Consider the following 14,040-nt stretch of genomic DNA (forward strand, 5'->3'; position numbering starts at 1 on the left):
GCTGCCGAAGCAACCATCCAAAAATAAATAGGGTTTTTAAACTGCTGGTTCAGCGGCTTTAGCTACAATAGCATCTTCTAGCATGTCCATAATTCTTGCAAGACCGGCAGGTAACTCATCATTTACAGCTTTTACATGGACACCTAAAGTGTACGTTTTCTCTGTAGTTGATGTACTTGAATTGGTCTTTTTATAAGAAGCAGAAGCATTGAATTTTACTTTCCAAATTTTTCCGCTTACAGAAGCACTTCCTGTGAATTCACTTGAAATAGCTTGAGTTTCCACTGAGTTTAATTTTGCGTTAAAATCAATCGTCATCTCATCAATTCTTAATGCAGGAATTGTAAGCATTGAAAGAAATGGAACCTGTAGTGTAACAGTAGAATCTATGATAGCACCATTTTCACCAGGAACCGACTTTTTATATTTAAAATCTACATATCTAAGCTCTGAAGGAGCTGTCGGGTGATTGGCAGGGTTGAAACCTACCTCTTTAATGAAGTTTACTTGCGAAATAGATGCATCGTGTTGCGCTTTAATAGCTGCCTGCATAGGCCCACCGATGTAAACACTAAAATCTAAACTGTTTAATTCTTGAACTAAATTTGCCATAATTTAAAAATTTTAAAGGTTATTAATAATTGGTTAATAATATATAGTAGTGCTAGCAGACTAATATTCAGTTAGGGTAATACATATCCTGTTCAGTGTTTTTAGGTACTGAAAACTGATAATTAATTAAAAATTAATTTGGATATTTTTAAGACTGGAACAAGTTTATTTAGTTCTTGTTTCCTTGGTTATTTTGTTACTTCAAAGATAGTTTAAGGTGGCGCCAAAACTCGTCGTGTTATAATTTTCTTCCATTATTATTTTGTTTTATTTTGGTCTTATTTATACTTCAAATATAACTTCGAAAAGCGCCAAAATCTGGCGTGTTTTTTATTTTAATTAAAAAATTAGGAATCTATTAATATAAGCTCATAAGCTTATTTTAGTCCAATATAAGCTTTTTAGCTTATATTTTGTTTCTGATGAGTTTTTGTACAATCTGATTCAATGTTTCTCTATTATCATCTATATAACTTAATCCAGCTTGTATCAGATTTTCGATATTAGAACGTCTTACATTATCCATTGCAGGAGAAGCATTTTTTAAGGATGGATTGATCCGATAATAATTCTTCTGATTTCTCAAACCCAATGTCTGAAACATCTGGCAAAGTTGGTAATCAACAGTTTCTGCATTAGCAGACATCAAAATATCAATAATAGGAGTTACCCAGCCAATTTTTCCGGCTTTTTCTAATTTCTTAAAAGAATAGCTGCGGGATTCAATTCCTGTTCCTATAGATATCATGATCATATCATTTACTGTAGGGTGATTGGCTTTCTGATGGTTTCTCAGCACTTCCGCAAAAGGGATCTTTCTTGCTTCCGCATAAGCACAAAGTGCAGGGTTGTTCGCAAACATCCCACCATCAATAAGGCTGAATAATTGTCCATACATCGATTTGATCTGTACAGGACTGAAATAGGTAGGTGCTGCTGAAGTTGCCCGGCAAACATCTTTTACATAAAAGTTATCCGTACTTAAGCTGGCTTCCCATGAGTTAAAAAGTTTAGCCCTTCTGTTTTCAATATCATAACTGGTAATCAAACAAGGTTTTATTAATTCTTTTAATTCAAGATGTCCAAAAAAATCATTTAGATTTTTTTCCAGTGCTTCTTGGGAAATCTTTTCGTTGAGTAAGCCAAACGGATTTACCAGTTTCTCCCAAAAAGAAACCTGAAATATGTCGCCACCTTTTTCAGCATATAATTCTAATCCTTTCTGAATAGAGTATTTTGCTTTTCGGTGTTCATCCGGGCACAGTATAATAGAAGCAATGAGTCCTCCTGTGCTGCTTCCTGCTACCAAATCAAAATAATCGCCAAGTTTTGCATTGGGTTTATCATAATATTGTAGTTGTTCTTCTATGTAACGTAAAATAATACAGGTGATAATACCTCTTATTCCGCCGCCGTCTAAAGAAAGAATGGTTGTCTTTTTCATGTGATGGTATTAATTGTTAAAGCGACACTTACAATCTTTAATGTTTAAAACCAAGGTTCATTTTTCTAGATAAAACAATTATTTTTGTCATGTAGATTTCATTGTTTTTTATTGTTTTCTTGTAAAGCAAAGGTAGATCAGGGAAGCGACAGAACTTGTCGTATTATAATTATTTTCAAATAAAAGAGAATTATATAATGATATATCCGCTCTTATCCGCAGGCATTTTAGCCAGGGTTCTCCAGGTAGTTTTTATAAGGCCTTTTTTTGTTAAAATGTTCTTTTTTTCAAAGTGCGGAAGGTCTTTGAATGTTTTCCAGTTTCCACCCCAGTCCCAACCATGTTTGGCAAAAATCTTTACACATTCATACCAATCCGCAACACCATCATTGTCCCAGTCTTTTGCAGTATCCCAACTAACTGCTTTTCCGTCGATCATCAAACAAATGTCAACCGCTAGCCCATAATTGTGAATACTTTGCCCTGCTTTGGCATTGGTTACTTTCTTTCCCGTCGTAAGTCTTCCGATCGCATATAGTTTTTCCTGCTCTTCAAAAGATCTCAAACCTTGGGTAATTCTTACTTTAGCTCTGCCAGCAAGAGCTTCATCACATTCTTTAATAATTTGTTTTACTTCCTCTCTTACCAAAGGGTGAAGCTTTTCTATCCGTTCTAAAGTCACTTTATCCATAATACAATTTTTAGTCTTTTAGGAAACAAAAATACATATGGATAGCGCCAAAACTTGACGTATTTAAAATAGAATTAACTTGTTGTATTCATTAATTACGTCGATTTTGAACTGTATGATTTATAAACAGATGCGTACAATTATTGGAGCTTTCAAGCTTCTCAGGAACATTGCGCTTGTGAAAAATAATTGGAATTTTACCAGGATGATAATATTATAGTATGGGGATCTTTTTATTTTTTTTCATACTTCCAATTGCGGGATTTACCTTCAGATATCCATTCCAGAGCCTGTTCCATTCTTTTATTACGGGTAACTTCTGTTTTAGCTTCAGAAATCCATAGGATATATTCTTTTCTGAAAGAAAGTGAAGCCTTCTGAAAAATATCTAAAGCTTTTTTGTTTTTGTCCAATGCTTTTTGAAGATCATCCGGAATGGGAACTTCAGTTTTCGAAACAGGTGCTTTTTTCATAGTAACACCCATATCCATAAGATCCATCGCTTCTTTAATTGCTTTTTTCAGTTGAGGTTTTGAGGGCAAATCTTCTATTTTTGTAATTTTTCCTAAACTAAACATCGAGTTTTTCTCAATAGTCTCTGTGATTTCCTGCATTGTTTTCATTTCTTTTTCAAGCCAGAATCCAAAAGTACAATGCTGTTTGAAGGAGGCCATAGCACAAAGATTTTTTCCTTTGTAAAGAAAATGAGGGAAACCCCATTTTATAGTTTCTTCAGCATCGGGACAGAATTCATGAATGATTTCACGAAGGTAATTTAAGATAGGTTTGGCAAAATCCTGAGATTTTTCAATATATAAATCAATTTTAATGCTATGCTTTTCCATAATCCTATTGAAATAATTTTACGGTTTCATTTACAAGAAATTTTACCTGATCAGGTCTTCCTCTGTCATTTTTAGGTGAGTTTTCGTAGCTTCCGGTTCTTACAATAACCATATTATGATCAGGTATCATAATGATATATTGACCCTGAAGTCCTAGAAAATAATAGTGTTTAATGGGATTGTCATGATTGATCCAAAGTCCCATTCCGTAAATGTTATCCGATTTTTTTGTAGGTGTTCTCATCTGCTCAATAAATTCAGCATTGAGAACCTGAATACCATCAGCTTTACCATGGTCTAAAAACAGTTGACCTAGTTTGGCAAAATCCCGGGTATTAGAATGTATGCAACAGTATGTTTTTTCCATTCTGCTGTTATCTACGCTCCATTCTGCATTTTGTTCCATTCCTAAAGGAATCCAGAATTTCTCTGATAAATAACTTGCTAGTGTTTGGTCTATTGATTTTTTTATGGCAAAACCTAATAGTTGTGTCGAACCACTTTGATATTCAAACTTTGAACCTGGCTCTGCTTTAAATCTTTTTGTAAAAGTAGCTTTTATAAGACTCCTCCCATAATAAGCTTTTGCATTGGGACGAAAGGGATTTTTGTAATCTTCATCCCAATCCAGACCAGACTCCATCTGAGCAAGATTTTTTAGGGTAAGCTGATCGCCAAATTTTTTGTTTTTGAAATCATCGAAAAGATCTGAAAATTTCTGGTCAATATTTTTTATTTTACCTTCTTCTAAAGCTTTCCCCAAAAGCATTACTGTAACAGCTTTAGCCATAGAGAAAGAGTTAGTTTTAGATAGTTGATCATATCCGTTCCAATATTGCTCATGAACTAATTTGCTGTTTTTGATCACTAAGAAAGAGGCCGTATTAGAATGGATAAGGTTGTCAACTATGGTTTTAGGTAAGTCTGTTTTGTTGTATAATGGATCTTCTTCCCAAAGCTTTGGTGACTCTGTTGCAATGATATTACTGGGAAAGAGTTTTCCATCATCAATGTTTGCGCTTGACCTGCCTTTAAAATACGTTTTAGCAATTCCACTGAATAAATAATCGTATCCGAAAAGATAAGAAAGAGCTACTGTGGCAGCTGCTCCGCCAATAATATATTTTAGCATTTTTGTTTAAATGTGTCTTTAACAAATTTAAAATAAATTTAGCATGAAAATAAAAATCTATTGGCAAATAAGTTATTTTTGCGCTTATTGAAGAAAAGATGATTAAAAGATTTATTGTATTTGCATTGTTCATATTTTCCATAAGCTGCTTTTCACAGACTTATAAAACAATAGATACTGCAGACTATAAAGAAAGGATAGCCTTTTTAAAGACATTTAATGCAAATAATGAGCTGCTGATTAAAAATCTAAAAAGCAGTTACTCAGGAAAGACGGGTTCAGAATTAGCTAAAATTTATAAAGAAATAGGGGCTGATTTTGAAAAACAGGTTAAAAATAAAGACTTCATTTTCAAATCTGAATTTGATCCTACGATTAAATCTTTAATTCAGCGTTTGAGAAAGAATAATCCGCAGATCCCCACAGATTTAAAAATATTGATTGCTAAAGATAATACTCCCAACGCTTATTGTCTTGCAGACGGGACTTTCGTAATTAATATAGGTTTATTTAACTGGCTGGATAATGATGACCAGATTGCGTCAGTGATTTCGCACGAATTGGGACATAGAATTGAACAGCATTCTCTGAAGGCATTTGTAAACTATATCACTCAGGATGAAAAAGATAAACTCACTGTCAATAATCTAAAATCAGCGAAAGTAAACCTGAACCAAAGGGCTTTCGACGTTTTGAAGAACAGGATGTATAAAAAAGGAATAGAAAAAAGAGGGCATGAGATGCAGGCAGATTCTTTAGGTTATACAATCTTTAAAAACAGTGATTTTAAAAAAGAAGAATTTGTAAATGCCCTATTACGGCTTCAGGATTTTGATACCATTTCACCAAAGGTATTAAAGCTAGAGACTTACAGGAAGTATTTTAATCTTCCCAAGCAGGAGTTTAAGGAAAAATGGCTTAAAAAGGAAGATTTTTCGATATATGATTACAATCATTTTAAAGAAAAACTAAATAAGGATTCTTTAGCCTCTCATCCTGAAATTACTTTACGGATAGAAAAGCTTAAAAAGAGATTCCCGGAATTAATCGTTGCTGCATTGCCGGAAAAGGCTTCTGAGTCATTTGCTTCACTTGAAAAAATCGCAAGTATGGAAATCTTACCTGATTTTTATCACTCTGAAGATTATGGATTAGGAGTGTATACAAGTCTTCAATTCTTACAGGATGGCGTAGAGGAAAAATATTATAAAAGCTGGTTGGGGAAATGCTTTGCTAAGATTTATGAAGGCCGGAAAAATTATAATCTCAACAGATATCTGGATCGTGTTGATCCCAAAAATCAAAGTGAAAGCTATCAGCAATTCCTTAATTTTATGTGGAACCTCAGTTTAGAGGATATAAAAAATATAGCTGATTATTATCAAAACAAAGAATCCTGATCAAATCAGGATTCTTTTATTAGTAGTTAAGTCTTTCAAGACGTATTTTATTGAATTTTTCTTTCTCATTAAATTCTCTCAAAAGAATATAACCTTCTTTTCCTACATATGGAGTTACTGTAAAGTTATCTTTTTCAGAAATCGGAATGACTTCCTGTTTGAATTTTCCATCGATTACAGTATTGATAAATAGATTCCATTTTTTTTCTCTCGTTGCCTCATCTTTCTGATAATCGCGGTAGAAGAAAACTACGTCTTTCCCATCGTTCAGATACTGTGAAAACAGATAATCTGCATTTACCCACTTGGATTTTTCTTTTTCAAAAACCTTCAGTTCTTTTATATTGAAATCTTTATCGGTATAGATGTATACAAGATCTGTCGTTTTGGGAGCATTGTACTGGCCTTCAGGTTTAAATTTTTCAGATAAAATTCCGACACTTCCATCACTCATAAAATACATGTCTTTGGTCTGAAGGTAATATCCGTTTTCCACCCCTCCATCTGCGCTGATATTTTTAAGGTGAGCCGAATAATCAGGTTTGAAATTTAAAGCCTTCAAATCTGTAGTAAAATCATTTTTATTGACAACCAGACGGGCAAAGCCACGCATTTTATCAGAAACAAAATTCTTTCCGGTTAAAACAATCTTATCATCAAAAGTTTTATCATTGTCAATTCTCGATTCCTCTGTTGCAAAAAAATCAATATTATAGATCGTTTCCGGTGAAAGGCCTGTGACAGGTTTATTAGAAACCTCCTGTCCGGTTTTCATATCAATGACAAGCATAGAAAATGTTTTATCATCTCCATTTACATTTCTTAAAATTCCGTAGATATATTTTTCATCTTTATCTAAAACACTAAGATCAGAAAATACTTTTTTGCTTCCATTGGTGTTGTATTTATACCTCCAGATCTCTTTTTTGTTTTCATTAAATTTTATAATGCTGTTATTATTGACATATTTGCCATAGTCATGATACTCCACAGCGATAAATCCGCCTTCTTTTACTTCGCTAACGGCAGAAACGTAGTTATACCCTTTTTCTTTCTTTTCTTCACGGTTTTCTTTTCTTTCCTCTTTCCAGGTTTTTGGCTGAGTGATTTCTGTAAAAACACCTTCCTTATAGTCATAATAGACCTTAGGGGCAACAGTATTTGTTTTTAGATCAACAACCATAGAAGGAGGAGGAGCGGTCAGTACTCTTTTGAAAAGTTGGATGTAAGTGATGTCAGTAGGTTGCAGAATGATCTTTCCTTTAAAATCTAAATATCCAAAATAAGAACCAACACTGTTGTCTCCTTCAAATTCATTATTGGCAACAGGATTTAAATTTTTATCTAGAATTACATAACCGAATTTGTTAGTGGTTTTTCCTGTCTTTCCATAGGAATATACAGAAACATAACCGTATAGATTATCTTTTGTGTCAAAAAGGGCATTCATTCCGATGTACTTTCCCGAAGCCAGTGCCGCCAGATCCTGTGTTTGCGAATAATATAACGCCTGAACAAGACCGAAGGCCACCAATAGAATTTTTTTCATAGTTATAATTTGCGCCAAAAATAATGAATTAACCTATAGAAAATAAAAAAGCCTTGAAAAAATCAAGGCTTTCGTTCTATATTTTTGAAAGTAAATTTCTGAAATTCGTTTTCTCATCAATGATCCTTCTTAATTCCGATACCGGAACTCTTTCCTGTTTCATGGTGTCCCTGTCTCTTATCGTCACGGTGTGGTCAATAAGGGAATCATGATCTATTGTGATACAATAAGGAGTACCAATAGCATCTTGTCTTCTGTATCGTTTTCCGATGGCATCTTTTTCCTCATAGAATAAGTTGAAATCGTATTTTAGGTCATTAAAGATCTTCTCAGCATATTCTGCCATACCATCTTTCTTCATTAAAGGAAGAATTGCCGCTTTTACCGGAGCTAAAGCAGGGGGTAGAGATAGAACTGTTCTTTCTGAACCATCTTCCAGGATTTCATCTTTTAAACAATGAGAGAATACAGAAAGGAATAATCTATCCAAACCTACAGAAGTTTCGACAACATAAGGAACATAGTTTTCATTTCTTTCAGGATCAAAAAACTGAAGTTTTCTTCCTGAGTGTTTCTCATGAGCTTTTAAGTCGAAATCTGTTCTTGAATGAATTCCTTCAAGTTCTTTAAAACCAAATGGGAAATTAAATTCGATATCTGCAGCAGCATTAGCATAATGAGCCAATTTCTCATGATCATGGAATCTGTAATTTTCATTACCTAGACCTAAAGCAAGATGCCAGTTCAGACGTTTTGTTTTCCACTGTTCATAGAATTCAAGTTCTGTTCCCGGAGCTACAAAGAACTGCATTTCCATTTGTTCAAATTCACGCATTCTGAAAATAAACTGTCTTGCAACAATCTCATTTCTGAATGCTTTTCCGATCTGAGCGATACCGAAAGGAAGTTTATGACGGGATGTTTTTTGTACATTTAAGAAATTAACAAAAATACCCTGAGCCGTTTCAGGTCTCAAATAAAGATCCATTGCCGAATCAGCAGAAGCTCCCAATTTCGTTCCGAACATCAGGTTAAACTGTCTTACTTCCGTCCAGTTTTTTGAACCGGTATCAGGATCAGCAATTTCCAATTCCTCAATTAATGATTTTACATCAGCAAGGTCTTCATTTTCCAGAGACTTCGCTAATCTTGAAAGAATAGCCTCTCTTTTTGCTCGGTATTCCAGGATTTTAGGATTGGTAGCTTCAAACTGAGCCTTATCAAAAGAATCTCCGAATCTTTTTGCCGCCTTTTCAATTTCCTTATTTTCTTTATCTTCAATTTTAGCACAATAGTCTTCTACCAAAACATCTGCTCTGAAACGCTTTTTAGAATCTTTATTGTCAATTAATGGATCGTTAAAAGCGTCCACGTGGCCTGATGCTTTCCAAGTAGTTGGGTGCATAAGGATCGCTGAATCGATACCCACAATATTTTCGTTAAGCTGTACCATTGCTTTCCACCAATATTGTTTGATATTATTTTTTAGTTCAGCACCATTCTGCCCATAGTCATAAACAGCGGATAAACCGTCATAGATCTCACTGGAAGGGAAAATAAAACCATATTCTTTAGCGTGAGAAATCACTTTCTTGAAAACATCTTCTTGCTTTGCCATAATTTTTTTTACGTCTGAAGTGCAAAAATATGAATTTGGAATCCAAATTCATGAAATTCAACAAAAAAAGCAGTTAAAAAACTGCTTTTAAATATTTAGGATGCTAAAAATGATAGCTTAATGATAAACCATTCTGTGAAAATAATGAGATTAACAGAAACCGAGGGCCTGAGATTTTTCAGGTTTAGAGATCGTTCGATTAGTTTTACAACTATATTTTTATGCTTGACAAAGGATCAATATCGATAAGAACCAACATTAGAAATTGTCATCAACAAACAACCACCAGCTCCGATAATGAATATAATTGCAGCTACAATTAATAATAATATTCTTGTTACTTTATTCTTTTTAGGATCTGTCGCTGCTAAAGTAATAGCGACTGCCACTATGGAAATAATAACAAGTGCTACGAAAAAATTAAAATATTCGTTCATATTCTTAAATTACATAAATATAGAGATTTTTGAAAATAGGACTGAAATTTTTATTAACAGGATGAATTGTAAATGAAATATCAAGTATTTACTCCGCAAAATGATGCTACTATAATCGGGCTAGATCGATCGAAAATTTCTACTTTTGTCCCATGTTAGAAATTCTTTATCGCGATGAATATCTTATTGCCATCAATAAACCAAGCGGATTATTGGTTCATAAATCTTTTTATTCCGGAGAAGCAGATACTTATGCTATTCAGGAATTAAGAAAGCAGATTGGGCAATATGTTTTTCCCATACATCGCCTTGACCGAAAAACTTCGGGTGTTTTGCTGTTCACTTTAGATAAAGAAACGTTGAAAATCATGAGTGAGCAATTTGCTACACGGCAGGTTGAAAAGAAATACATTGCAATTCTTCGTGGTTGGGCAAAAGAAGAAGAAACTATTGATTATGATTTAATTAATGAAAACGAAGTCAGGCAAAACGCGATTACGTATTATCATCGTTTACAGATTTCAGAAATAGAATTACCTTTTTTAAAACATCAAACTTCAAGATATTGTTTAGTTGAAGCCATTCCTGAAACGGGAAGATTTCATCAGTTGAGAAAGCATTTTAAGCATATTTTACATCCTATTTTAGGCTGTCGTAAGCACGGATGCAACAAACAAAATAAGTTGTGGCTTCAAACATTTAGCATCAACAAAATGACGCTTCACGCCCATCAATTGGTTTTTAATCATCCTATTTCTAACGAAAGAATTATGGTAAATGCAACTATCGATGACGAATTCAAAAGAGTAGGAGATATTTTGAATTTTGATTTGACTTTGTATTCCTGACATGTTTGTAAGACCTATCCAATTTCAACTTTCCATTTTCAACTCTCCACTAAAACAGCTATCTTTGTCTCCCAAAAAAGGCAATGTACAAAAACCTGATCCGTCCCATTCTTTTTAAATTTGACCCTGAAGAAGTTCACTATTTTACTTTTTCAATGCTTAAAAATTTCTCTTTCTTAACAAAACTTTTTCTTCCAAAACCTATTGAAGATAAGAGATTGGAAAGGGAAGTCTTCGGTTTGAAATTTAAGAATCCAGTTGGATTGGCTGCCGGTTTTGATAAAAATGCAGTGCTTTTTGAAGAGCTTTCAGATCTTGGTTTTGGTTTTGTTGAAATTGGAACGCTGACTCCAAAAGGACAACTTGGTAATGATAAGAAAAGACTTTTTCGTCTGAAAGAAGATTCTGCTATCATCAACAGAATGGGGTTCAACAATGAAGGAGTAGATGCTGCTGTTGAAAGACTTAAAAAAAATAAAAATGTCCTTATCGGCGGAAACATAGGAAAAAACAAGGTGACTCCTAATGAAGAAGCTGTAAACGATTACAAAATTTGTTTTGAGAAACTTTTCCCCTATGTAGATTATTTTGTAGTAAATGTGAGTTCTCCCAATACACCAAACCTTCGTGAGCTTCAGGATAAAGAGCCTTTAACACAGCTTTTAGGTACTTTACAGCAGATGAATACTGAGAAAGCTAATCCAAAACCTATTCTTTTAAAAATAGCTCCAGATTTATCCGACGATCAATTATTGGACATCATTGATATTGTAAAAGATACAAAGATTGCTGGTGTTATTGCTACAAATACAACACTTTCCCGCGAAAATTTAACTTCTGAAAATAAATCTGAAACAGGTGGACTTTCCGGAAAACCTTTAACAAAAAGATCTACAGAGGTAATCCGTTTTCTTTCTGAAAAAAGTGGTAGAGCTTTCCCGATCATTGGAGTCGGTGGGATTCATTCTGCAAAAGATGCTATTGAAAAACTGGATGCTGGAGCAAGTTTAATACAGCTTTATACAGGATTTATTTATGAAGGTCCGGAATTGATCAACGAAATCAACCAAGAGCTTTTAAAAAGAGCAAGTAGACTGCCAAGGTAGAATAGATTTTAAATTCAGGTGACATTTGAATTGGTATTCTGTAAGAATGCCAAGGTTTAATCCTGTAGAAAATCCCTAACGTTTAAAAGAGCATGCTAATATTTAAAAGATTTCTCCTTTCGTCGAAATGGCAGAACCAGGCTGTAAATAAACAACTTCCTTTGTTTTAATATTATTTCGATTTTACAACTGAAGCATTTTTAATATCTACAACCAAAGTATAAGCAGGACTTGTCGTTGTTTTTTTAATACTAAATTTCAAAACTTTTGGATCCTTGGTCTTACTTTCTGTAGTATCGTAAATATTATTGATACAGCTTTCCGTAAGAAAATCCTGGTATTTTTTGTAATTCCAGTCGCTGGTAAAGTATAAAACCCGATATCCCTTTTCTCCTTCACTGGCTCCGCACATTCCACAAGCATTGAAATTGGAGGTACGTTCAAAATACAATAAGACCCTATTTCCGGTTTTATCGGAAATATAAGAAACAAGTTCATTGCCACCGTATGGATCTATGAAATCGTAAGTATTGATCTTTTTGTTGTTAGGGAGAATCAGATAGTTGTTGAATCTGTAGATCATACTGTTTTTCGTTAATAGTTTTGCAGGGTGTGTGGTATTTCCCAGGATAAAAGTTCCGGAAATTTCATGTTCTGCATGATCACTTTGAAAGTTTAAAATTTCTTTGGGATTCAATGTTTTTGCAATACTGTCTGTTTTTTCGATCAGTCGCGGTGATGTAATCTTTTCAACAAGTATTTTTGAACTTTGTTTTTGTTTGTTTCCAAAGTTGTAGAGATATAGATTTCCATAATCATAAATACCGGTTAACGGGATTTTTTTCTGGTACTTATCATAATAATACCATCCATCGACAAAATGTTGATATTGACTGCAATCTACAATTCCAGCATAACGTAATTGCATAGTAATTGGAACTCCTGCAATTTCTCCTTTGAAGATTTGTGATGAATCTGTAATGTCTTTCAGTTCAACTTTTTGAGCGAAGGAAAGACAGCCTATGAAGTATAGGAGTAGTAAAATGATTTTTTTCATGATTTGGTTATACTTAGTTTTAGTTTTTGATCATATAAAGAAATGGGCAATAGTGTAAATAATTAAGCCAACCAATCCTCCTACCAGTGTTCCGTTTACCCGGATGAACTGAAGGTCCTTACCAACTTCAAGTTCCATTTTTTCACTTAGCTCCTTGCCTTTCCAATTTCCAACCGTTGAGCTGATGAGGTTCCCAAACTGATGGGTGTTTTTAAGAATATATTTATAAGCGGTAACACGTACCCAATGATCGATTTTGTTTTGAAGTTTTTCGTCAGTTTTTAAATTCTGAGAAAACTCATTTAAGTTTTGGGAGATGTATTTTTTAAGAGAAGATTGGTCTTCCTGAAGCTCTTTAGTCAGAGTACTTTTAATAGAAATCCAGATATCATTAGAATATTCATTCAGCTTATCATTTTTAAGAAGCCCATCTTTGATATTTTTAAACTCACCTTCCCATTTTGGATCCTCTTTTAAGTCCTGCGAAAATTCGTAAATCTTTTTTGTAATTAATGAACGGATCTCATGTTGAGGATCTTCTTCTACTTCTTTAAAAAAATGAGAAAGCCCACTTGCTATTTTTTCGGCAATTTTATTGTCAACGAACGAGGGGATAAAAGAATAACTGCCCTTTTTCACCCGGTCCTCGATCATTTCTTCATTTTCAATGATATAGTCTTTGATCTGTTTTGAAAGATTGGTTATAATCCTTTGATGGTCGTTTTTATCCAATAGATAATTGATCCCGTTTCCAATAATAACGTTGAATTTAATATCATTCGTCATTTCAGAAACTTTTTTACTGATAAAACCACTCACAGCAGAATCATCCAATTTATTTAGAATGTCAAGGACAATATCAGAGAGGTTTCTAATTAAAATTTCCTGATTCTTTTCTTTAACCAGCCATTCACCGACAAAATTTGAAATTTTAAGCTTTTGAATATAGGGACGAATATTTTGAGGGGAAAGGAAATTGGTGACCACAAAGCTTCCAAGGTTGTCTCCCAATCTTTCTTTGCTGTTTTCGATAAGATTGGTATGGGGAATAGGGATCCCAAGCGGATGGCGGAATAAAGCGGTTACTGCAAACCAGTCAGCCAAGGCACCTACCATTGCAGCTTCAGAAAATGCACGGACATAACCGATCCAATGGGAAGTATTTGTTTTCTGGAGAATAGTGGTAATCACAAAAATTATCGCCATCACAACAAATAATCCAGTAGCAAAAGCTTTATATTTTCTTAATTGTTTTCTTTTAGCTTCATCATTCATATGATCAAATTTAGTAAATTTGGTTA

General features: G+C 33.8%; 13 protein-coding genes. 3 read left to right on the forward strand and 10 right to left on the reverse strand.

From position 1 onward, the window contains the following. Positions 1–36: 36 nt before the first annotated feature. From NG806_RS16690 to NG806_RS16710, 5 genes are all read right to left on the reverse strand, one after another. The gene (locus NG806_RS16690) at positions 37–612 is read right to left on the reverse strand and encodes a DUF2589 domain-containing protein (protein WP_214830445.1); all 576 of its coding nucleotides are present in this window, start codon (positions 610–612) and stop codon (positions 37–39) included. Positions 613–1,018: 406 nt separating this feature from the next. Further along, entirely contained in the window at positions 1,019–2,056 is a 1,038-nt protein-coding gene (locus tag NG806_RS16695; protein ID WP_214830448.1) for a patatin-like phospholipase family protein, read from the reverse strand. 190 nt (positions 2,057–2,246) lie between these two features. Further along, complete coding sequence (locus tag NG806_RS16700; RefSeq protein ID WP_214830450.1) at positions 2,247–2,747, reverse strand: M15 family metallopeptidase; 501 nt, start codon at positions 2,745–2,747, stop codon at positions 2,247–2,249. Between the two features lie 233 nt (positions 2,748–2,980). Further along, on the reverse strand, positions 2,981–3,592 hold the full coding sequence (locus tag NG806_RS16705) for a YdeI/OmpD-associated family protein (RefSeq protein ID WP_214830452.1): 612 nt from the start codon (positions 3,590–3,592) through the stop codon (positions 2,981–2,983). A gap of 4 nt (positions 3,593–3,596) precedes the next feature. Continuing rightward, positions 3,597–4,724, reverse strand: coding sequence for a serine hydrolase domain-containing protein (locus NG806_RS16710; RefSeq protein ID WP_214830453.1), 1,128 nt, complete (start codon positions 4,722–4,724; stop codon positions 3,597–3,599). A gap of 98 nt (positions 4,725–4,822) precedes the next feature. Here NG806_RS16710 and NG806_RS16715 point away from each other — a divergent pair, with 98 nt between their 5' ends. Next, a complete protein-coding gene (locus NG806_RS16715; protein ID WP_261510740.1) occupies positions 4,823–6,124 on the forward strand; it encodes a M48 family metalloprotease in 1,302 nt (433 codons plus the stop codon). Positions 6,125–6,143: 19 nt separating this feature from the next. Here NG806_RS16715 and NG806_RS16720 read toward each other — a convergent pair whose 3' ends face one another. The 3 genes from NG806_RS16720 to NG806_RS16730 form a co-directional block, all read right to left on the reverse strand. Beyond that, entirely contained in the window at positions 6,144–7,673 is a 1,530-nt protein-coding gene (locus NG806_RS16720) for a hypothetical protein (RefSeq protein ID WP_261510741.1), read from the reverse strand. A 76-nt stretch (positions 7,674–7,749) separates the two neighbouring features. Further along, entirely contained in the window at positions 7,750–9,291 is a 1,542-nt protein-coding gene (locus NG806_RS16725) for a glycine--tRNA ligase (RefSeq protein WP_261510743.1), read from the reverse strand. A 236-nt stretch (positions 9,292–9,527) separates the two neighbouring features. After that, positions 9,528–9,728 (reverse strand): hypothetical protein, encoded by a 201-nt coding sequence (locus NG806_RS16730; RefSeq protein ID WP_214830461.1) that lies wholly within the window; start codon positions 9,726–9,728, stop codon positions 9,528–9,530. A 152-nt stretch (positions 9,729–9,880) separates the two neighbouring features. On the opposite strand from NG806_RS16730, the gene NG806_RS16735 reads away from it, so the two are divergent. Together NG806_RS16735 and NG806_RS16740 are read left to right on the forward strand one after the other, a co-directional pair. Next, complete coding sequence (locus NG806_RS16735; protein WP_261510746.1) at positions 9,881–10,576, forward strand: pseudouridine synthase; 696 nt, start codon at positions 9,881–9,883, stop codon at positions 10,574–10,576. A gap of 83 nt (positions 10,577–10,659) precedes the next feature. Continuing rightward, positions 10,660–11,682: a quinone-dependent dihydroorotate dehydrogenase gene (locus tag NG806_RS16740; protein ID WP_261510748.1), complete on the forward strand. Its 1,023-nt coding sequence runs from the start codon at positions 10,660–10,662 to the stop codon at positions 11,680–11,682. 172 nt (positions 11,683–11,854) lie between these two features. Here the strand turns inward: NG806_RS16740 and NG806_RS16745 are convergent, their stop codons facing one another. Together NG806_RS16745 and NG806_RS16750 are read right to left on the reverse strand one after the other, a co-directional pair. Further along, positions 11,855–12,739: a hypothetical protein gene (locus NG806_RS16745; RefSeq protein WP_261510750.1), complete on the reverse strand. Its 885-nt coding sequence runs from the start codon at positions 12,737–12,739 to the stop codon at positions 11,855–11,857. Positions 12,740–12,769: 30 nt separating this feature from the next. Then, positions 12,770–14,014, reverse strand: a complete 1,245-nt coding sequence (locus NG806_RS16750; protein WP_261510752.1) for a DUF445 domain-containing protein — start codon at positions 14,012–14,014, stop codon at positions 12,770–12,772. Between the last annotated feature and the right edge of the window lie 26 nt (positions 14,015–14,040).

This window comes from Chryseobacterium paludis (assembly GCF_025403485.1).
Taxonomy (GTDB): Bacteria; Bacteroidota; Bacteroidia; order Flavobacteriales; family Weeksellaceae; genus Chryseobacterium; species Chryseobacterium paludis.